Here is an 18,362-nt window from a genome sequence, read left to right on the forward strand (position 1 = left end):
AGGAACGAAGAACCGTGCGACGTCCTGCTGTGACGGCCGTGTCGGCCGCTGCCGCTCTGCTGCTGGCGACCGGGTGCGCGGCGGACGGGGGCGGCGGCCCGGCGGGCCCCGCGGCCGGCACGCCGACCCGCTCCGCCGCGTCCGCCCCGCCGTCCGCATCGCCCTCCCCCTCCGCGCCCCCCGCCAAGGGCTCCGTGCGCGTCGTGTCCACGGTCGCCCGGGGGCTGAAGTCGCCGTGGGGGCTGGCCGCGCTCCCCGGCGGCGACCTGCTGGTCTCCTCCCGCGACGAGGGGACCGTCACGCGCGTGGACGCCGAGAGCGGCGAACTGACGGTGCTCGGCGAGGTGCCGGGCGTGGCGCCCGGCGGGGAGGGCGGTCTGCTCGGCCTGGCGCTGTCCCCGAAGTTCGCCGAGGACCACCTGGTCTACGCGTACTTCACCACCGAGTCCGACAACCGCATCGCCCGCATGCTGTACGACGAGAGCCGGCCGCCCGGGCAGCAGTTGGGCGCGCCCGACACGGTCCTGCGGAACATCCCGAAGGGCGTCGTCCACAACGGCGGCCGGATCGCGTTCGGCCCCGACGGGATGCTGTACGCGGGCACCGGCGAGACGGGCGACACGGGGCTGGCGCAGGACAGGGAGTCGCTGGGCGGCAAGATCCTGCGGATGACCCCGGACGGGCAGCCCGTGCACGGGAACCCGGAGGCGGACTCGGTCGTGTACTCGTACGGGCACCGCAACGTGCAGGGCCTCGCGTGGGACGCGGACAAGCGGCTGTGGGCGGCCGAGTTCGGGCAGAACACCTGGGACGAGCTGAACCTGATCAGGCCGGGCGGCAACTACGGCTGGCCGGAGGCCGAGGGCAAGGGCGGCGGGGGCGGCTTCACCGATCCGGTCGCCCAGTGGCCGGTGGCCGACGCGTCACCGAGCGGCATCGCCGTCGCGCGGGGCTCGGTGTGGATGGCGGGACTGCGCGGCGAGCGGCTGTGGCGGGTCCCGCTGGCGGGCGGGAAGCCCTCGGCGGCGCCCCAGGCGTTCCTGGAGGGCGACCACGGCCGGCTGCGCACGGTGGCGGCGGCCGGCGGGAACCGGCTGTGGCTGGTCACCAGCGAGACCGACACGCGCGGCACCCCGGAGTCCGGCGACGACCGGATCCTCCTGCTGGAGGTGGAGTGAGGGCGCCCCGGAGCCCCGCCCCGCCTCCCGCGGCGGGGCGGGGCGCGTCCTACGCGCCGCCCTCGCCCGCGCGCAGGGCGTGCCACTCGGGGGCGAGGACGGACCACACCTCGATGTCCTGGCGCGCTCCCCGGTAGAGGTGGCTCTCGCGCAGGACGCCGTCCCTGGTCATGCCGAGCCGCTTGGCGACGTTGACGCTGGCGGTGTTGCCGGCGGCGACCAGCCACTCGACGCGGTGGATGCCGCGCACGTCGACCGCCCAGTCGATGATGGCGCGGGCGGCGCGGGTCACCAGGCCGCGCCCCACGGCGGCCGGCTCCAGCCAGCAGCCCGCCTCGCAGGTGCCGGCGGCGACGTCCATGGTGCGGAACAGGACGCCGCCGACGAGGGTGCCGTCCTGGCGGATGCCGAAGATGCGGCCCGTGTCGGCGGCGGTCTTGTCGGCGTACGACTGGAGGAAGGCCCGGGCGGACGGCAGGTCCGGGGCGACGTCGGCGAGCGCGATGTACCGTCCGATGTACGCGCGGCCCCGGTCGATGTGGGCCAGGTACTCCTCGGCCTGCCAGGGCTCCAGCGGGCCCAGTTCGGCCCCGTCCCCCAGGGACAGGCTGAATACGCTCACGGTGCTCCCCCTCCCCCACCGGTCCGGCGGGACTACGGCACGAGCTCCCCTTCGCCGCTCGTGCGCTTCCCCGGGATCTTCGCACGCGCGGGCGCGCCGCACTCCGGGGCCTCGATGCTGATCCGGGGCAGCCAGCGGTCGAGGGAGCGGGGCAGCCACCAGTTGGCGCCGCCGAGCAGGTGCATCAGGGCCGGGACGAGCAGGGTCCGCAGGACGAACGCGTCGAGGGCGACGGCGGCGGCGAGGCCGATGCCGAACATCGCGATGACGCGGTCGCCGGAGAGGACGAACGCCAGGAAGACGGCGATCATGATCACGGCGGCGGAGTTGATCACGCGGCTGGTCTCGGCGAGACCGACGCGGACGGCCCGCCGGTTGTCCCCGGTCTCCAGCCACTCCTCGTACATCCGGCTCACCAGGAACACCTGGTAGTCCATGGAGAGGCCGAAGAGCACGGAGACGGCTATCACCGGCAGGAACGGTTCGACGGGCCCGGCGCGGCCGAGGCCGAGGAGTTCGCTGCCCCATCCCCACTGGAAGACCGCCACGACGACCCCGAGCGCCGAGGCGACGGCGGCGACGTTCATCGCGGCGGCCTTCAGCGGGATGCCGACGGACCGGAACGCGAGCAGGAGGAGCAGGCAGCCCAGCGCGATCACGATGCCGACGAACAGCGGCAGCTTGCCGACGATCACCCGCGCGAAGTCGTCGTACGACGCCGTGACACCGCCGACGTGCACGTCGAGCGAGGAGCCGGCCTCGGCGGCGGGCAGCACCTCGGCGCGCAGCCGGTCCACCAGGTCGCTGGTCCGCTGCGACTGGGGCGCGGAGTCCGGCACGACGGTGACGACGGCGGTGTTGCCGCTGCCGCTGTACGTGACGGGGCCGACCGACTCGACGCCGGCCGTGGCGCGGAGTTGGGCGGGCAACTGGTTCGCGGCGAGGCGGTCGCCGGCGCCGTCGAGCCGCGCGACGAGGGTGAGCGGCCCGTTGACGCCGGGCCCGAAGCCGTCGGCGAGCAGGTCGTACGCCTGCCGGGTGGTGGCCGCGGCGGGGTCGTTGCCCTGGTCGGAGGTGCCCAGGCGCAGGGAGAACGTCGGCAGGGCGAGGACGGTCACGACGACGACGGCGACGGCGCCCAGCTTCTTCGGGTGGCGCTCGACCAGCGCGGACCAGCGGGCGGCGAACCCGGTGGGCGTCTGGGGCTCGGGGCCGTGCTCGGCGAGGCGGCGGCGCTCGCGGCGGGACAGGGCCCGCATGCCGATGAGGGAGAGCAGGGCGGGCAGCAGCGTGACGGACGCGGCGACCGTGAGGACGACGGTGAGGGAGGCCGCTATGGCGACGCCGTTGAGGAAGCCCAGCCGCAGTATGAGCATGCCGAGCAGGGCGATGCAGACGGTGGCGCCGGCGAAGACGACGGCCCGGCCGGTGGTGGCGACGGCGTTCTGGGCGGCCTCGGGGACGCCGAGGCCGCGCTTGAGGCCCTTGCGGTGGCGCGTGACGATGAACAGCGCGTAGTCGATGCCGACGCCGAGGCCGATGAGCGTGCCGAGCATCGGGGCGAAGTCGGCCACGGTCATGAGGTGGCCGAGCAGGGTGATGCCGAAGTAGGCGGTGCCCACGCTGACCAGGGCCGTGGCGATGGGCAGGAGGCTGGCGGCGAGGGAGCCGAAGGCGAGGAAGAGGACGACCGCCGCGACGGCGACGCCGACGATCTCCGCGGTGTGGGAGCCGCCCCCCTGGGTGAGGGCGGCGACGGTGCCGCCGACCTCGACCCGCAGGCCGTCGCCGGCGGCGGCGCGGGCGGTGTCGACGAGGGCGCGGGCCTGCTCCTCGGGGATGTCGTCGGCGGGCCGGTCGAAGGTGACGGTGGCGTAGGCGGTGCGGCCGTCCTCGCTGATCTGCCCCTCGCCCGCCTCGACCGCGCCGGCCTCCCGGGCGGCGGCCTGTGCGGCCCGGGCCTCGCCCGCCGTGGCCTCGGGGAGTTCCGCGGGGCCGTACGGCGTGGTGACGGCGGCGACTCCGGGCAGATCGGCGACCTCGTCGAGCATGGCGGCGATCCGGTGCTCGACGGTCCCGCCGCGTACGTCGCCGTGCTCGGTGTGCCAGACGACGGTGCCGCTGTCGCCGCTCCGGCCGGGGAACGCCTCCTGGAGCAGGGCCGTGGCGCGGCCGGACTCGGTGCCCGGGACCTCGTAGTCGTCGGAGTACGCGGAACCGGCGACCCCGGCGGCCACCGTGACGCCGCAGAGCGCGGCGAGCCAGAGCAGGACGGCGACGAGTCGGTGGCGCACGCACCACCGGGCGATGGCTGCCAAGGGCTTCGCTCCCTGATCGGGGGTTCTGGTCCTGGCGCCGGGACCCTCCCCGGGAGAACGCATGACCGTAGGGGAGCCACTCTGGCATCGAAAAAAGATCGTTTGCCCGTTTCGTGGGGTTGCTCACAGCGCACGCAGCACGAAGGGCGGTGCACCGACCCGCGGTGCACCGCCCTCGTACGCGTACCGGCGCCGGCTCAGCCCTCGGCGACGCCCAGCTTCTCCAGGATCAGCTCCCGTACCCGGGCCGCGTCGGCCTGGCCGCGCGTGGCCTTCATGACCGCGCCGACCAGCGCGCCGGCCGCGGCGACCTTGCCGCCGCGGATCTTGTCGGCGATCGCGGCGTTCGAGGCGATGGCCTCGTCGACGGCCGCGCCCAGGGCGCCCTCGTCGGAGACGACCTTCAGGCCGCGCTTCTCGACGACGGTGTCCGGGTCGCCCTCGCCGCCGAGGACGCCCTCGATGACCTGGCGGGCCAGCTTGTCGTTGAGGTCGCCGCAGGAGACGAGCTCCGCCACCCGGGCGACCTGCGCCGGGGTGATCGCCAGCTCGTCCAGGGACGTACCGGTCTCGTTGGCGTGCCGGGACAGCTCGCCCATCCACCACTTGCGGGCCTGGTCGGCCGGGGCGCCCGCGTCGATCGTGGCGACGATCAGGTCGAGCGCGCCGGCGTTGAGGATGGCCTGCATGTCCAGCGCGGAGACGCCCCACTCCTCGCGCAGCCGGTTGCGGCGCACGCGCGGCAGCTCGGGCAGCCCGGCGCGGATCTCCTCCACCCACGCGCGGGACGGGGCGACCGGGACGAGGTCGGGCTCCGGGAAGTAGCGGTAGTCCTCCGCCTCCTCCTTCACCCGGCCGGACGTCGTGGAGCCGTCGTCCTCGTGGAAGTGGCGGGTCTCCTGCACGATCGTGCCGCCGCCGATGAGGACCGCGGCGTGCCGCTGGACCTCGTAGCGGACGGCCCGCTCGACGGACCGGAGCGAGTTGACGTTCTTGGTCTCGCTTCGGGTGCCGAACTTCTCCGTGCCGATGGGGCGCAGCGACAGGTTCACGTCGCAGCGCATCTGGCCCATCTCCATGCGCGCCTCGGAGACGCCCAGGGCGCGGATCAGGGCGCGCAGCTCGGCGACGTACGCCTTGGCGACCTCGGGGGCGCGGTCGCCGGCCCCGACGATCGGCTTGGTGACGATCTCGATCAGCGGGATGCCGGCGCGGTTGTAGTCGAGCAGCGAGTGGGACGCGCCGTGGATGCGGCCGGTGGCGCCGCCGACGTGCGTCGACTTGCCGGTGTCCTCCTCCATGTGGGCGCGCTCGATCTCGACGCGGAAGACCTCGCCGTCCTCCAGTTGGACGTCCAGGTAGCCGTTGTAGGCGATCGGCTCGTCGTACTGGGAGGTCTGGAAGTTCTTCGGCATGTCCGGATAGAAGTAGTTCTTCCGGGCGAAGCGGCACCACTCGGCGATCTCGCAGTTCAGCGCGAGGCCGATCTTGATGGCGGACTCGACGCCGGTCGCGTTGACCACGGGCAGCGCGCCGGGCAGGCCGAGGCAGACCGGGCAGGTCTGGGTGTTCGGTTCCGCGCCCAACTCGGTGGAGCAGCCGCAGAACATCTTGGTCTTGGTGCCGAGTTCGACGTGCACCTCCAGGCCCATGACGGGCTCGAAGGTGGCGAGGGCGTCCTCGTACGACACCAGGTCAGTCGTGACGGTCACAGTGGAAACATTCCCTCTCAGCCGAACAGGACGTCGTCGTCACCGATGCGCTTCAGCTCGCGCACCAGGATGGCGAGGCCGGTCGCGATGGCGGCGGCGGACACGACGGCGTCCAGCAGCAGAAGCGTGTCGCTCTCGGTGCGGGCCTTGCGGGCCTGCTTGACCACGCTCAGCGCGCCGAACGCGGTGGTGCTGATCGACAGGTACATGCCGGCCTTCGACTTCTTGAAGCCCTTGGCCTTGGTCAGTGCGCTCACTGTGCTTCTCCGTTCGCTTCTCCGCCCACGCGGCGCAGAGGTGCGGCTTCCGTCGTCGTCTGCGGCCCGGCGGCCGCGTGTGCGTCGCTCACAGCGACGGAGCCTCCTCCAGCAGCGGGTGGCCCCAGCGTGCCACGAAGGCGGCCTCGACCGCGGCGCCCACCTTGTACAGGCGGTCGTCCTTCATGGCCGGGGCGATGATCTGCAGACCGACCGGCAGGCCGTCCTCCGGCGCCAGGCCGCAGGGCAGCGACATGGCGGCGTTGCCCGCGAGGTTGGTCGGGATGGTGCACAGGTCGGCCAGGTACATGGCCATCGGGTCGTCGGCGCGCTCGCCGATCGGGAAGGCGGTGGTCGGCGTCGTCGGGGAGACGATCACGTCGACCTGCTCGAAGGCCCTCTCGAAGTCGCGCGTGATGAGCGTGCGGACCTTCTGCGCGGAGCCGTAGTACGCGTCGTAGTAGCCGGAGCTGAGCGCGTACGTGCCGAGCACGATGCGGCGCTTGACCTCGTCGCCGAAGCCGGCCTCGCGGGTGAGGGACGTGACCTCCTCCGCCGAGCGCGTGCCGTCGTCGCCGGTCCGCAGGCCGTAGCGCAGGCCGTCGAAGCGGGCGAGGTTGGACGAGCACTCGGAGGGCGCGATCAGGTAGTACGCGGAGAGCGCCAGGTCGAAGGAGGGGCAGTCCAGCTCGACGATCTCGGCGCCGAGCTCCTTCAGCAGCTCGACGGACTCGTCGAACCGCTGGAGGACGCCGGGCTGGTAGCCCTCGCCGCGGAACTGCTTGACGACGCCGACGCGCATGCCCCGGACGCTGCCGCTGCGGGCGGCCTCGACGACCGGCGGGACGGGCGCGTCGATGGACGTGGAGTCCATCGGGTCGTGGCCGGCGATCACCTCGTGGAGGAGGGCCGCGTCGAGGACCGTGCGCGCGCAGGGGCCGCCCTGGTCGAGGGAGGACGAGAACGCGACCATGCCGTACCGGGACACCGCGCCGTACGTCGGCTTGACGCCGACCGTGCCGGTGACGGCGGCGGGCTGGCGGATCGAGCCGCCCGTGTCCGTACCGATGGCGAGCGGGGCCTCGTACGAGGCGAGGGCGGCCGACGAGCCGCCGCCGGAGCCGCCGGGGATCCGGGTGAGGTCCCAGGGGTTGCCGGTCGGGCCGTAGGCGCTGTTCTCGGTGGAGGAGCCCATGGCGAACTCGTCCATGTTGGTCTTGCCGAGGATGACGACGTCGGCGGCGCGCAGCTTCGAGACGAGCGTCGCGTCGTACGGCGGAAGCCAGCCCTCCAGCATCCGGGAGCCGACGGTGGTCGGCATGTCCCGCGTGGTGAAGATGTCCTTCAGGGCGAGCGGGACGCCCGCGAGCGGGCCGAGTTCCTCGCCGCGCTCGCGCTTCTCGTCGACGGCGCGGGCCTGCGCGAGGGCGCCCTCGCGGTCGACGTGGAGGAAGGCGTGGACCTTCTCGTCGACCGCGCCGATGCGCGCGAGGTGCGCCTCGGTGACCTCGACGGCGGTGAGCTCGCCGGAGGCGATCTTCGCCGCGATCTCGGCGGCGGTGAGCTTGATGATGGTGCTGTCCGTCATGTCGGTCAGTCCTCCCCGAGGATCTGCGGCACCTTGAAACGCTGCTGCTCCTGGGCCGGGGCCCCGGAGAGCGCCTGCTCGGGGGTGAGCGACGGACGGACCTCGTCCGCGCGCATGACGTTGGTCAGCGGCAGCGGGTGGGAGGTCGGCGGGACGTCTTGGTCGGCGACCTCGGAGACGCGGGCGACCGCGCCGATGATGTCGTCGAGCTGGGTGGCGAAGTGGTCGACCTCTTCGTCCTTCAGCTCCAGACGCGCCAGCCGGGCGAGGTGGGCGACCTCCTCGCGCGTGATGCCAGGCATGCAGCGATCCTCAGGGGTGAGTGAGTGGGTTTTGGCCCAATCCTATGGGGCACGCCGCGGTGCCCGTGAAACGGTTTGCCCCCTCCCTAGGTGACCGGGTGGCTCGACGGGCGGTCGGAGGAGTGGTCGGACGGGGAGGGCGGGAGCGCCGTGGTGGGGCGGTGCCAGCCGTGCACGCCGCGGGCGCGGAGCCAGGCCGTCGTCTCGTGCGGCGGCATCGCGGCGGCGACCAGCCAGCCCTGGACGGCGTCGCAGCCCAGGTCCCGCAGGCGCTCCCAGGTCTCGTCGTCCTCCACGCCCTCGGCGACGACGAGGAGGCCCAGGGAGTGGGCCAGGTCCACGGTGCAGCGGACGATCTCGGCGTCCTCCGTGTCGACGGCGAGGCGGGCGACGAACGAGCGGTCGATCTTCAGTTCGCTGACCGGGAGGCGGCGCAGGTGGACCAGGGACGAGTAGCCCGTGCCGAAGTCGTCCAGGGACATCTTCACGCCGTGGCCGGTGAGGCCGGCGAGGGTGTCGGCGGCACGCTGCGGGTCCTCCAGGAGGACGTGCTCCGTTATCTCCAGTTGCAGGGCGCCCGCGGGGACGCCGTGGCGGGCGAGGCGGGCGGCGACGGCGCCGGCGAAGCCGGGGCTGTGCACGTCGCGCGGGGAGACGTTCACCGCGACGGGCACCTCCAGTCCCTGGGCGCGCCACCGCGCGACCTGGGCGAGCGCCGTCTCCAACACGTACTCGGTGAGGTGCGGCATCAGGCCGGACGACTCGGCGATCGCGATGAACTCGTCCGGGGGAACGCTGCCGCGTTCCGGGTGGACCCAGCGGACCAGTGCCTCCAGGCCGGCGACGTGGCCGTCGAAGCGGACCTTGGGCTGGTAGTGCAGCTCCACCTCGCCCGCGTCGAGGGCACGGCGCAGGTCGCCGAGGAGGCCGAGCCGGTCCGGCGTGTTGGAGTCCCGCTTGGACTCGTACACCTCGACGCCCGTACGGTCCCGCTTCGCCTGGTACATGGCCACGTCGGCGCGCTGGAGGAGCCCCTCGGCGTCGAGGGCGTGGTCGGGGAAGACGGCGACGCCGGCGCTGGCCTCCAGGACGAGCGTGAGCCCGTCGAGGTCGAGCGGGGACGACAGGTCGGCGGCGAGGTGGCGGGCGACGCGCTGGGCGCTGGTCGTGGAGTCGGCGGTCGGCAGGAGCACGACGAACTCGTCGCCGCCGAGCCGGGCGGCCTCGGCGCCGCGCGGCAGGGCGAGGCGCAGGCGCTCCGCGATCTGCAGGAGGAGCCGGTCGCCGGCGAGGTGGCCGAGCGTGTCGTTGACGGACCGGAAGCGGTCGAGGTCGATCAGGACGAGCGCGGCGCGCTGGCCTTCGGCCTCGGCGGCCTCCAGGGCCGCCCAGGTGCGTTCGAGCAGCCACTGCCGGTTGGGGAGGCCGGTGAGCGGGTCGCGGAGCTGCTCCTCGGCACGGGCCCGGGCGATCCAGAGCGTGGAGTCGAGGGCGATTAAAGGCACGGCGAACAGCGGCAGCAGGACCGGCAGGGAGGCGGCGACGGCGCAGATGAGCGGGGCGATGCCGAGCAGGGCGACGGCGACGAGGCCCTGCCGGAGCAGCGCCGTGCGGGCGGCCGTGGGCAGGGTGCCGCCCTGCGGGGAGAGCGTGTACCACAGGACGAGGCGGGTCACCACCAGGTACGTCCCGGCGGCGAGGGCGACTTCCGGTACGGCGGCGATCCCCCATTCGAGCGGCTGCCACGGCCGTTCGACGGAGGGCACGTCGCCGAAGGCGGCGAGGACGAGCGCGGCGCCGCCGATGCCGAGCACGTCGGCGGCGCCGTGCAGCAGGCCCTGCCGCCAGCGGTGCCGGCGGGCGGCGCCGACGAGGACGACGACGGCGAGGCTGACCAGTCCGGCGGGCACCCAGCCGAACAGGAGCAGCACGGCGAGGGTGAGGGCGGCGCCGGAGCCCGTGCCGCCCCACCAGCGGTCGCGGCCGAGGGCGACGAGGTGCCCGACGACGATGCCGGTGAGGACGGCGAGGGACCAGCCGGTCGTCCCGCCGGGGAAGAGGGCGTGGCCCTGGCTCACGGCGCGGTAGAAGCCGGTGGCGAGCGCGAGGCCCGCGAGGGCCGCGACGACGGCGGGCAGCCGGGCGAGGACGCCCTCCCGGACCGCCGCGCGGCCCGCTCGCATACGCGGTCGTGTGACCGGATCGGCACTCTCGGTCGGTTTCATTCCGTCCCTCTCACAGCCGGCGGTGCCGTTGCCTCTGCCTCGTGATGGCTTGCTGTCGTGCCACGACGACTGGTCTTCCCCAACGCGGCCGTGCACGACAGGCGCACGTCACAACAGTAGGCCGCGGAGGGCGTTCACGGGCAGCGCTCTACAGCTCTTGCCCGATTGCCACCCGGCCACCCTTATCCGTCTGATATGCGCTGAACGGGTGACGTTTTCCGGCCTGTTCTGCTCGGTCGCCTCCTGCCGCTCGAACGAGGAGGTGATTACTGTTCGAGCGGGACGGCGGCCTCGCGGGCGGCGTCGGGGCCCTGTTGGAGCAGGACGGCGAAGCCGTCCTCGTCCAGCACGGGGACCTTCAGCTGCATCGCCTTGTCGTACTTGGAGCCGGGGTTCTCCCCGACCACCACGAACGACGTCTTCTTGGAGACGGCGCCGGTCACCTTCGCCCCGGCGCTCTGGAGCGCTTCCTTCGCGCCGTCCCTCGTGTGGTCGCGCAGCGTGCCGGTGACGACGACGGTGAGCCCCTCCAGCGGGCGCGGGCCCTCGTCCTCGCCGGTGCTCTCCTCCTCCATCCGGACGCCGGCGGCACGCCACTTCCGCAGGATCTCGCGGTGCCAGTCCTCCGCGAACCACTGCTTCAGGGAGGCGGCGATGGTCGGCCCGACGCCCTCGACGGCGGCCAGCTCCTCCTCGGTGGCCTGCTCGATGCGGTCGATGGAGCGGAACTCGCGGGCCAGCGCCTCGGCCGCGACGGGGCCGACGTGGCGGATCGACAGGGCCGTGATGACCCGGGCGAGCGGGCGCCGCTTGGCCTCCTCGATGTTCGCGAGCATCGCGAGCGCGTTCTTCCTGGGCTCGCCCTGCTGGTTGGCGAAGACCGTGACGACCTTCTCCTCGCCCGTCTTCGGGTCGCGCTTGGGCAGTCCGCTGTCCTGGTCCAGGACGTACGCCTTGATGGGGAGGAGCTGTTCGATCGTCAGGTCGAAGAGGTCGCCCTCGTCGACCAGCGGCGGTTCGGCCGGCTCCAGCGGGCGCGTGAGCGCGGCGGCGGCCACGTAGCCGAAGTTCTCGATGTCGAAGCAGCGGCGCCCGCCCAGGTAGAACAGCCGTTCCCGCAGCTGGGCGGGGCAGGTCCGGCCGTTCGGGCAGCGCAGGTCGACGTCGCCCTCCTTCATCGGCTTCAGCGGCGTCCCGCACTCGGGGCACGCGGTCGGCATGACGAACTCCCGCTCGCTGCCGTCCCGCAGGTCGACGACCGGGCCCAGGATCTCCGGGATGACGTCGCCGGCCTTGCGCAGCACGACCGTGTCGCCGATCAGGACGCCCTTGGCCCTCACCACGTCCTGGTTGTGCAGCGTGGCGAACTCGACCTCGGAGCCCGCGACCGTGACCGGCTCCACCTGCGCGTACGGCGTGACGCGGCCCGTGCGCCCCACGCCGACGCGGATGTCGACCAGCTTCGTGTTGACCTCCTCGGGCGCGTACTTGTACGCGATCGCCCACCTCGGGGCGCGGGAGGTGGAGCCGAGGCGGCCCTGGAGGCGGATCTCGTCCAGTTTGACGACGACGCCGTCGATCTCGTGCTCCACCGAGTGGCGGTTCTCGCCGTAGTGCGCGATGAACTCCCGGACGCCGTCGATGCCGTCCACCACCCGGTTGTGCCGGGCCGTGGGCAGGCCCCACTCGCGGAGCAGCCCGTACGCCTCGGACAGGCGGTCGAGGGTCAGGCCCTCGTGCGCGCCGATGCCGTGCACCACCATGTGCAGCGGGCGCGTGGCCGTGACCCGCGGGTCCTTCTGGCGGAGCGAACCGGCCGCCGCGTTGCGCGGGTTGGCGAACGGCTTGTCACCGGCGGCGACCAGACGGGCGTTCAGCTCCTCGAACTTCTCCATCGGGAAGTAGACCTCGCCGCGGATCTCCACCAGCTCCGGGACGCGGTCGCCCTCCAGCCGCTCGGGAACGTCGGAGATCGTGCGCACGTTCGGCGTGATGTCCTCGCCCGTGCGGCCGTCACCGCGGGTCGCCGCGCGCGTCAGCCGGCCCTTCTCGTACGTCAGGTTCACGGCGAGGCCGTCGACCTTCAGCTCGCACAGGAAGTGGTGTTCCGCCGAGCCGACGTCGCGCCCGACGCGCTCGGCCCAGGCGGCCAACCCCTCGTCGTCGAAGACGTTGTCCAGGGAGAGCATGCGCTCGCGGTGCCGGACGGCCGTGAACTCCGTCTCGTACGTCCCCGCGACCTTCTGGGTGGGCGACTCGGGCGTGCGCAGCTCCGCGTACCGCTCCTCCAACTCCTCCAGGGACCGCAGCAGCCGGTCGAACTCGGCGTCGCTGATGACCGGCTGGTCCTTCACGTAGTACCGGAAGCGGTGCTCCTCGACCTGTTCGGCCAGCCGGGCGTGCTCCTCCCGCACCTCCGCCGGCACCACGTCGCGCTGGTCGTGCTGTTCGACAGCCACGTCGATCCTTCCGTTACTCAGGGTTGTCCGCGAGGGACTTCGCCGCCTTGACACAGTGCGCCAGCGCGCGGCGGGCGTAGTCGGGCGAGGCGCCCGCGAGCCCGCACGCCGGAGTGATCACCAAGGACTCCGCGAGGGTCCCCGGATTCAGCCCCAGCCTGCGCCACAGCGTCCTGACCCCCATGACGCTACCGGCAGGGTCTGACAACGCGCGGTCGGTGGAGGGCACCACACCGGCCAACAGCTTCGTGCCGCCTTCGACGGCCTCGCCGATCGCCTCCTCGTCACGCTCCGTGAGAAGACTGAAATCGAACGAGATGGCTGCCGCGCCGGCCCGGCGCAGCAGCGCGAACGGCACGTCGGGGGCGCAGGAGTGCACGACGGCGGGGCCGTCGTGGACGGCGATCACGTCGCGCAGGGCGCCCTCGACGACCTGGCGGTCGACGGCCCGGTAGGTGCGGTAGCCGCTGGCGGTCCTGACCCGGCCGCGCAGGACGGCGGTGAGGGACGGCTCGTCGAGCTGGAGCACGACCCGGGCGCCGGGGACCCGGCGGCGCACCTCCGCGAGGTGGCCGCGGAGCCCCTCGGCGAGCGAGGCGGCGAGGTCCCGGCAGGCCCCGCCGTCGCCGAGGGCCGCCTCGCCGCCCCGCAGCTCCAGCGCGGCGGCCAGCGTCCACGGCCCGACCGCCTGGACCTTCAGGAGGCCCGCGTACCCCTGGGTGAACTCCTCCAGCGCGTCGAGGTCCTCCCCCAGCCACGCGTGGGCGCGGCGGGTGTCGCGGCCGGGCCGGTCGCTGACCCGCCACCCGCTGGGCTCCACGTGCGCGTAGACCTCGACCAGGAGCCCCAGCGTCCGGCCGATCATGTCGGCGCCGGGCCCGCGGGCGGGCAGTTCGGGCAGGTGGACGAAGTCCTCGAAGGATCCGGTCACGGTCCTGGCGGCCTCGCGCGCGTCGCCGCCCGGCATCGATCCGACCCCCGTGGCCGGACCCCAGTTGATGTCGTCGCTGTGGTTGTTCTCGCTCACCCGGGAAGGGTACGCGGACGGGGTCAGGCTCCCGGCCGGACGGTCAGGTCCTGGATCTCCGCGTCGCGCGGCAGGTCGACGGCGGTGAGGACGGTCGTCGCGACCGACTCGGCGTCCATGAGGCGGGACGTGTCGTACTCCTTGCCCTCCTGCCGGTGGACCTTGGCCTGCATGGGGCTGGCCGTGCGGCCCGGGTAGACGGAGGTGACGCGGACGCCGTGGGGGCGCTCCTCCGCCCGCAGGGCGTCGGCGAGCGCCTTGAGGCCGTGCTTGGACGCGGCGTACGCGGACCACTCGGCGTTGGCGTGGAGCCCCGCGCCGGAGTTGACGAACACGACGTGCCCCCGGGAGACCCGCAGTTGCGGCAGGAGCAGCCGGGTCAGCTCGGCGGGCGCGACCAGGTTCACGTCGAGTTGGGTGCGCCACGCCTTGGTGGTCAGCTCGCCGACCGGGCCGAGGTCGACGACGCCCGCGACGTGCAGCAGCGTGTCGAGCCGGTCGGGCAGCTCCTGGTGGGAGAACGCCCAGGACAGCCGGTCCGGGGCGGCGAGGTCCCCGACGAGCGTGCGGGCGCCCGGGTACAGGTCGGCCAGCTCCTTCGCCCGGCCGGCGTCCCGGGCCAGCAGGACCAGGTCGTCCCCGCGCGCGTGGAGGCGGCGGGCGACGGCCGCGCCGATGCCGGAGCCGGCGCCGGTGATCAGGTGTGTGGTCATGGGAGCCATGCTCGCATTGGACGGCCCACCGGACCCCGGCGGCCTCTTCCCGGTGGACGACCACCGGACCCCGGCGGCTTCTTCCCGGTGGACGACTACTGGATCCCGGCGGCCTCTTCCAGGTAGGCGAGGGCGGAGACGCCGTCCTCGGCGAAGAAGACGAGCTCCGTGAGGGGCAGCGGCAGGAAGCCCTCCTCCTCCATGCGGCGGAACTGCTGCTTCAGTCCGTCGTAGAAGCCCGCCGTGTTGAGCAGGACGACCGGCTTGGTGTGCAGGCCGTGCTTCTTCAGCTCCAGGATCTCGGTGGCCTCGTCCAGGGTGCCGGTGCCGCCGACCATGATGACGATCGCGTCGGACCGGGCGAGCATCTCCGCCTTCCGCTCCGCGAGGTCCCCGGTGGTGATCATCTCGTCGCAGCCGGGCCGCGCCTTGTGCGCGAGGAACTCCACCGACACGCCGACGAGCCGCCCGCCCGCCTGCTGGGCGGCGTCGGCGACGACCTTCATCAGACCGGTGTCCGAGCCGCCCCAGACGAGCGTGTGGCCGCCCTTGGCGAGGAGTTCGGCGAACTCGCGCGCGGGGCCGGTGTAGCGGTCGTCGAGGTCGGCGGCGGAGAGGAAGACGCAGATGTTCATGGGTCAACCGTACGGGGCCGGGCGAGACGGGGGGCCGACGCGGGGAACAGGTCCGGGCCGCCGGCCGTTGCTTCGGGTATGACCTCTTCAGGGCACCGCATCACCATCGAACCGGCGGACGGGCCGGTCCGGATCGAACGGGACGGCGAGCCGGTCGCGGAGAGCTCCCGCGCCCTGGCCCTGCGCGAGACGGGCTGTCCGGTACGGCTGTACCTGCCGCCCGAGGACGTGCGCACGGACCTGCTGGAGCCGTCCGCCACGCGCACGCACTGCCCGTTCAAGGGCACCGCGTCGTACTGGTCCCTGCCGGGCCGCCCGGACGCCGTCTGGGCGTACCCCGACCCGAAGCCGGAGGTCGCCGCGATCAAGGGGTACTTCTGCTTCTACGGCGAGGACGAGGGCTGAGCCGGGGGCGACGCGGGCGTCTCGGCCGACCAGAAGGGGGACCGGACGTTGGGGGTGGGGATCTCCTGGTCCGGCGGGTAGGACGGGCCGTTCGGCGGGGTCTTGGGGTCGGCGACCTCCGACTCCTGTACGCAGGGGCTGGCCACCTGGAAGAACGCCTGCCCCTGGTACCCAAACAGGAGCCTGATGCCGAACCCGTCGGGCGAGACGGCATAAACGGCCGGGGACTCCTTGTGGGCCCTCACTGCCGTGATCCGGTAGCCCTTCGCCTTCCACGCCCTCTCGACGAGACCGAGGAAGCTACCGCGCCGCGCCTCGGAGATGACGGTCAGCACGGTCCGGCGGCGCACGACGTCGCAGCTCCCGGTGGTCGTCGTGTCGTGCGTCCACCGCACCTCCGGCACGATGGCCTTGAAGGTTTCGTCCAGCATGGCGTCCGCGCGATCCGCCGCACCCTGCATGTCCATGGAGGCTCTCTCCCTCGGGACGTCGTGGTTTTCCCCCATAACACCGCAACCGACTGCCAGAACGGCTGCCATGACTGCGAGCAGAAGGGCTCGTACCCTGCGCGGCACCCCTTTCACCGGTACGCCTCCTTGACGACTTTGTCGGGCTGGCCGGCCACAACGGCGGCGATGTTGTCCGCCGAGACCTGATCCAGTTCCGGGGTGAAGTACTGCGAGTGGGCGTCGAAGCCGCCGAGTTCCGTGACCGGGTGCGGCCCCGGGTCCACCTTGAACCTCTGGGCGCCGAATGCCTCGCTGGACGGGTCCTTGCCGAAGTAGATGTCGTCGTCGCCCCAGTCGAAGACGTCACCGTAGATCAGTGACCCCACGGGCCCGGCCAGCAGGACCTCGTCCTTGGTCGGCAGGTGCGTGACCGGGTCGTTGTCCGCGGAACCGACGAAGACGTGCTGCTTGCCGACACCGAGGTCCTCCGCCTTGTCCACGCCGACGCCCGGGCTGCCGAGCAGGATGATGTCGTCGACGCCCGGTATGCCACCGGACTGCTTCGCCGCCGTTCCCACGGTGAGGGAGCCGTACGAGTGCCCGATGGCCGTCAGGTGCGGGTCGTCGTGCTGGTTGGCGACCTGGAGGCCGTCCATGAACCTGTTGTAGGAGGGCGCGCCGCGTTCGGCGTCCCCCGTGCCCATCACGTCCACGTGCTGCGGGGCGTCGTAGCCGAGCCAGACGATCGAGGCGCTGGACGGGTCGTTCTCCCGGGCGCCGAGGGCCGTGTCCTGGGCGCGCTTCATCGTGTCCTTGACGAACCCGTCGTCGAGCTTCGTCCCCAGTCCCGGCACGTACGCCGACACGTTCCTGGAGGTGTCCGGGTTGCCGTACGAGACGATCGCCCGGCCGTTGCCCTCGTCGCCGATGCCGAGCAGGAACATGGGCGGCCTGCTGGGTTCGCTCAGCTTGTCCTGGATCAGCCGGAGCGCGTTGAGCTTGGTCCGCGCGTCCTCGCCGCCGTCCTTGGCCAGTTCGTCCATCAGCACCGGCAGGTAGTTCCGGTTGGCCTCGTCGCGGACGGTGGCCGGGAGGCCGTCCAGGCCCCCGATCAGGTCCGGCGCGATCTTCAGGTACTCCTGGCGCTGCTCCTCGGTCAGGCCGTCCCACCACGCCTTGCGCTCCGCCGGGGACTGGCTCTCCGGGACCTTCTCCAGGTAGGAGGCGGCGGCACCGCGCACGGCGGCGGTGTCGGCGGCGACGTCCTTCATCATCGCGGACGTGACGTCGAGCCCCCTGGCCGCCCTGAGTCCGTTCAGGGTCCTGGCGTACCGGGCGTCCACCTCCTGCGCGGCCCGGACCGCACGGGCGATCCGGTCGGCCACGTCCTGCGCCTTGGACGCGTTCGGATTGACCGGCAGGAGGCCCGGTCCGTTGAAGTACGGCGCCTTGGGGCCCTGGCCCAGCGGGTACGGGTCCAGCGGGAGCCGGGCGCTGCCCAGGGCGGTGCCGCCCGGCACCTGCCGCTTGTCGCCCGCGATGTTCTCGACCTCGGCGGCCGGGTAGCCGACCGAGCCGTCCTCGTTCACCGTCAGGTTCATGCTGGCGGCGTCCGCGAGGGCGTCCTCGAGGAGGCGCTGGGGTCCGGCCAGGTCCGCCGCGAGGCCGTTCAGTGCCGTGCGGACGAGGCCGCACTCGGAGTGGACGTACTGGAAGTTCCGGCTGAGGCGCCGCAGCCGCTCGACGGCCTTCTCCGCCGACTCGCTCTCCTGCGTCTCGCGAAGCTGCTTGGTCATGGCCTGGTCGACACGCGTACGGTCCGTGGCGGCCCTGTGGGAGACCTCGTGCCACTTGTCGCCGGCGTCCTCGAACGCGGACCGCTTCAGATCCCGTAGCTGCTGCCAGGTCAGCGTGCTGCTCACTTCGCGGCACCGCCCGCCTTCACCGGTGCGATGGTGTCCTTCACCGCGACGTCCGTCTCGCCCATCTCCACGGCGACCTTCCGCAGCGCCCCCTCCAGGTGGTCGCATTCGTCGCGGACGGCGGCGAGGCGGTCCTCCCAGGACTTCAGCACGCTCTTGAGCGACGCCACGGAAGCCAGCCCGGCGGCGCCGGTGCTGATGCCGTCGTGCCCCGGGCCGAGTGCGCTGCGGCTCTTCTCCGTGCTGGTGCTCAGCTCGGCGGCGGTGCCGGACGCCCTCCCCCAGGGCCCGTCGGTGTGCTTCAACCTGCCCTGTCCGCTGGTTCCCCCGCCGCCTCCGTCCGCCGCCGCGGAGGCGAGCTCCAGACGGGCGTCCGCGCCGTCGTCGGGCGGAAGGCCGAACATCTGCTGCCAGCGCTGCGAGTACTCCATCGAAACCATCCCCCCGGTCTCGCCGTCCGCGTGAGTGTGTGCCGCGCACGCAGGCACAAGGGCACGGACAGACCTTAGCCCAGCCCGGAGTCGCTCCCGGCACACGTGGACCGTGGGGC

16 protein-coding genes are annotated in these 18,362 nt (G+C 72.8%); 2 read left to right on the plus strand and 14 right to left on the minus strand.

The genetic code is table 11. The annotated features are described in order from the left end of the window. Positions 1-29: 29 nt before the first annotated feature. Entirely contained in the window at positions 30-1,178 is a 1,149-nt protein-coding gene (locus AC07D6_RS08490) for a PQQ-dependent sugar dehydrogenase (RefSeq protein WP_479043285.1), read from the plus strand. A gap of 49 nt (positions 1,179-1,227) precedes the next feature. Here the strand turns inward: AC07D6_RS08490 and AC07D6_RS08495 are convergent, their stop codons facing one another. The 11 genes from AC07D6_RS08495 to AC07D6_RS08545 all read right to left on the minus strand — a co-directional run bounded on the left by AC07D6_RS08495 (position 1,228) and on the right by AC07D6_RS08545 (position 15,036). Next, entirely contained in the window at positions 1,228-1,800 is a 573-nt protein-coding gene (locus tag AC07D6_RS08495) for a GNAT family N-acetyltransferase (protein ID WP_315875510.1), read from the minus strand. A gap of 32 nt (positions 1,801-1,832) precedes the next feature. Further along, a complete protein-coding gene (locus AC07D6_RS08500) occupies positions 1,833-4,118 on the minus strand; it encodes an MMPL family transporter (RefSeq protein ID WP_479043017.1) in 2,286 nt (761 codons plus the stop codon). 197 nt (positions 4,119-4,315) lie between these two features. Next, positions 4,316-5,830 carry an Asp-tRNA(Asn)/Glu-tRNA(Gln) amidotransferase subunit GatB gene (gatB, locus tag AC07D6_RS08505; protein ID WP_315875512.1) on the minus strand — a complete coding sequence of 505 codons (1,515 nt, stop codon included), beginning with the start codon at positions 5,828-5,830 and terminating at the stop codon, positions 4,316-4,318. Between the two features lie 17 nt (positions 5,831-5,847). Next, positions 5,848-6,039 (minus strand): hypothetical protein, encoded by a 192-nt coding sequence (locus AC07D6_RS08510; protein WP_315875869.1) that lies wholly within the window; start codon positions 6,037-6,039, stop codon positions 5,848-5,850. A gap of 136 nt (positions 6,040-6,175) precedes the next feature. Further along, positions 6,176-7,675, minus strand: a complete 1,500-nt coding sequence (gene gatA, locus AC07D6_RS08515) for an Asp-tRNA(Asn)/Glu-tRNA(Gln) amidotransferase subunit GatA (RefSeq protein ID WP_391652569.1) — start codon at positions 7,673-7,675, stop codon at positions 6,176-6,178. A 5-nt stretch (positions 7,676-7,680) separates the two neighbouring features. Beyond that, complete coding sequence (gene gatC / locus AC07D6_RS08520; RefSeq protein WP_189538068.1) at positions 7,681-7,977, minus strand: Asp-tRNA(Asn)/Glu-tRNA(Gln) amidotransferase subunit GatC; 297 nt, start codon at positions 7,975-7,977, stop codon at positions 7,681-7,683. A gap of 86 nt (positions 7,978-8,063) precedes the next feature. Then, on the minus strand, positions 8,064-10,160 hold the full coding sequence (locus AC07D6_RS08525; RefSeq protein WP_391652571.1) for a putative bifunctional diguanylate cyclase/phosphodiesterase: 2,097 nt from the start codon (positions 10,158-10,160) through the stop codon (positions 8,064-8,066). 308 nt (positions 10,161-10,468) lie between these two features. Then, positions 10,469-12,661 (minus strand): NAD-dependent DNA ligase LigA, encoded by a 2,193-nt coding sequence (gene ligA / locus AC07D6_RS08530; RefSeq protein ID WP_315875514.1) that lies wholly within the window; start codon positions 12,659-12,661, stop codon positions 10,469-10,471. 13 nt (positions 12,662-12,674) lie between these two features. Beyond that, the gene (locus tag AC07D6_RS08535; protein ID WP_315875515.1) at positions 12,675-13,688 is read right to left on the minus strand and encodes a methionine synthase; all 1,014 of its coding nucleotides are present in this window, start codon (positions 13,686-13,688) and stop codon (positions 12,675-12,677) included. Positions 13,689-13,711: 23 nt separating this feature from the next. Further along, positions 13,712-14,401, minus strand: coding sequence for an SDR family oxidoreductase (locus AC07D6_RS08540; RefSeq protein ID WP_479043020.1), 690 nt, complete (start codon positions 14,399-14,401; stop codon positions 13,712-13,714). 95 nt (positions 14,402-14,496) lie between these two features. Then, complete coding sequence (locus AC07D6_RS08545) at positions 14,497-15,036, minus strand: LOG family protein (RefSeq protein WP_315875517.1); 540 nt, start codon at positions 15,034-15,036, stop codon at positions 14,497-14,499. Between the two features lie 78 nt (positions 15,037-15,114). Between AC07D6_RS08545 and AC07D6_RS08550 the strand changes: the two genes are divergently transcribed. Continuing rightward, on the plus strand, positions 15,115-15,441 hold the full coding sequence (locus AC07D6_RS08550; protein WP_315875518.1) for a DUF427 domain-containing protein: 327 nt from the start codon (positions 15,115-15,117) through the stop codon (positions 15,439-15,441). Here the strand turns inward: AC07D6_RS08550 and AC07D6_RS08555 are convergent. The 3 genes from AC07D6_RS08555 to AC07D6_RS08565 all read right to left on the minus strand — a co-directional run bounded on the left by AC07D6_RS08555 (position 15,420) and on the right by AC07D6_RS08565 (position 18,243). Further along, positions 15,420-15,908: a hypothetical protein gene (locus tag AC07D6_RS08555; protein WP_315875519.1), complete on the minus strand. Its 489-nt coding sequence runs from the start codon at positions 15,906-15,908 to the stop codon at positions 15,420-15,422. The genes AC07D6_RS08550 and AC07D6_RS08555 overlap by 22 nt on opposite strands. Before the next feature lie 113 nt (positions 15,909-16,021). Then, a complete protein-coding gene (locus tag AC07D6_RS08560; RefSeq protein ID WP_479043023.1) occupies positions 16,022-17,812 on the minus strand; it encodes an alpha/beta hydrolase in 1,791 nt (596 codons plus the stop codon). Further along, on the minus strand, positions 17,809-18,243 hold the full coding sequence (locus AC07D6_RS08565) for a hypothetical protein (RefSeq protein WP_315875521.1): 435 nt from the start codon (positions 18,241-18,243) through the stop codon (positions 17,809-17,811). Before AC07D6_RS08565 ends, AC07D6_RS08560 begins: the two co-directional genes overlap by 4 nt. Positions 18,244-18,362 lie beyond the last annotated feature (119 nt).

The organism is Streptomyces sp. NPDC045287 (genome assembly GCF_056432325.1).

Bases quoted from the DNA above. Each gene is read 5' to 3' on its own strand.
- AC07D6_RS08510 (WP_315875869.1), bottom strand. From the start codon at position 6,039: ATGTACCTGTCGATCAGCACCACCGCGTTCGGCGCGCTGAGCGTGGTC.
- gatA (WP_391652569.1), bottom strand. From the start codon at position 7,675: ATGACGGACAGCACCATCATCAAGCTCACCGCCGCCGAGATCGCGGCG.
- gatC (WP_189538068.1), bottom strand. From the start codon at position 7,977: ATGCCTGGCATCACGCGCGAGGAGGTCGCCCACCTCGCCCGGCTGGCG.
- AC07D6_RS08525 (WP_391652571.1), bottom strand. From the start codon at position 10,160: ATGCGAGCGGGCCGCGCGGCGGTCCGGGAGGGCGTCCTCGCCCGGCTG.
- AC07D6_RS08540 (WP_479043020.1), bottom strand. From the start codon at position 14,401: ATGACCACACACCTGATCACCGGCGCCGGCTCCGGCATCGGCGCGGCC.
- AC07D6_RS08545 (WP_315875517.1), bottom strand. From the start codon at position 15,036: ATGAACATCTGCGTCTTCCTCTCCGCCGCCGACCTCGACGACCGCTAC.
- AC07D6_RS08550 (WP_315875518.1), top strand. From the start codon at position 15,115: ATGACCTCTTCAGGGCACCGCATCACCATCGAACCGGCGGACGGGCCG.
- AC07D6_RS08555 (WP_315875519.1), bottom strand. From the start codon at position 15,908: ATGGACATGCAGGGTGCGGCGGATCGCGCGGACGCCATGCTGGACGAA.
- AC07D6_RS08565 (WP_315875521.1), bottom strand. From the start codon at position 18,243: ATGGAGTACTCGCAGCGCTGGCAGCAGATGTTCGGCCTTCCGCCCGAC.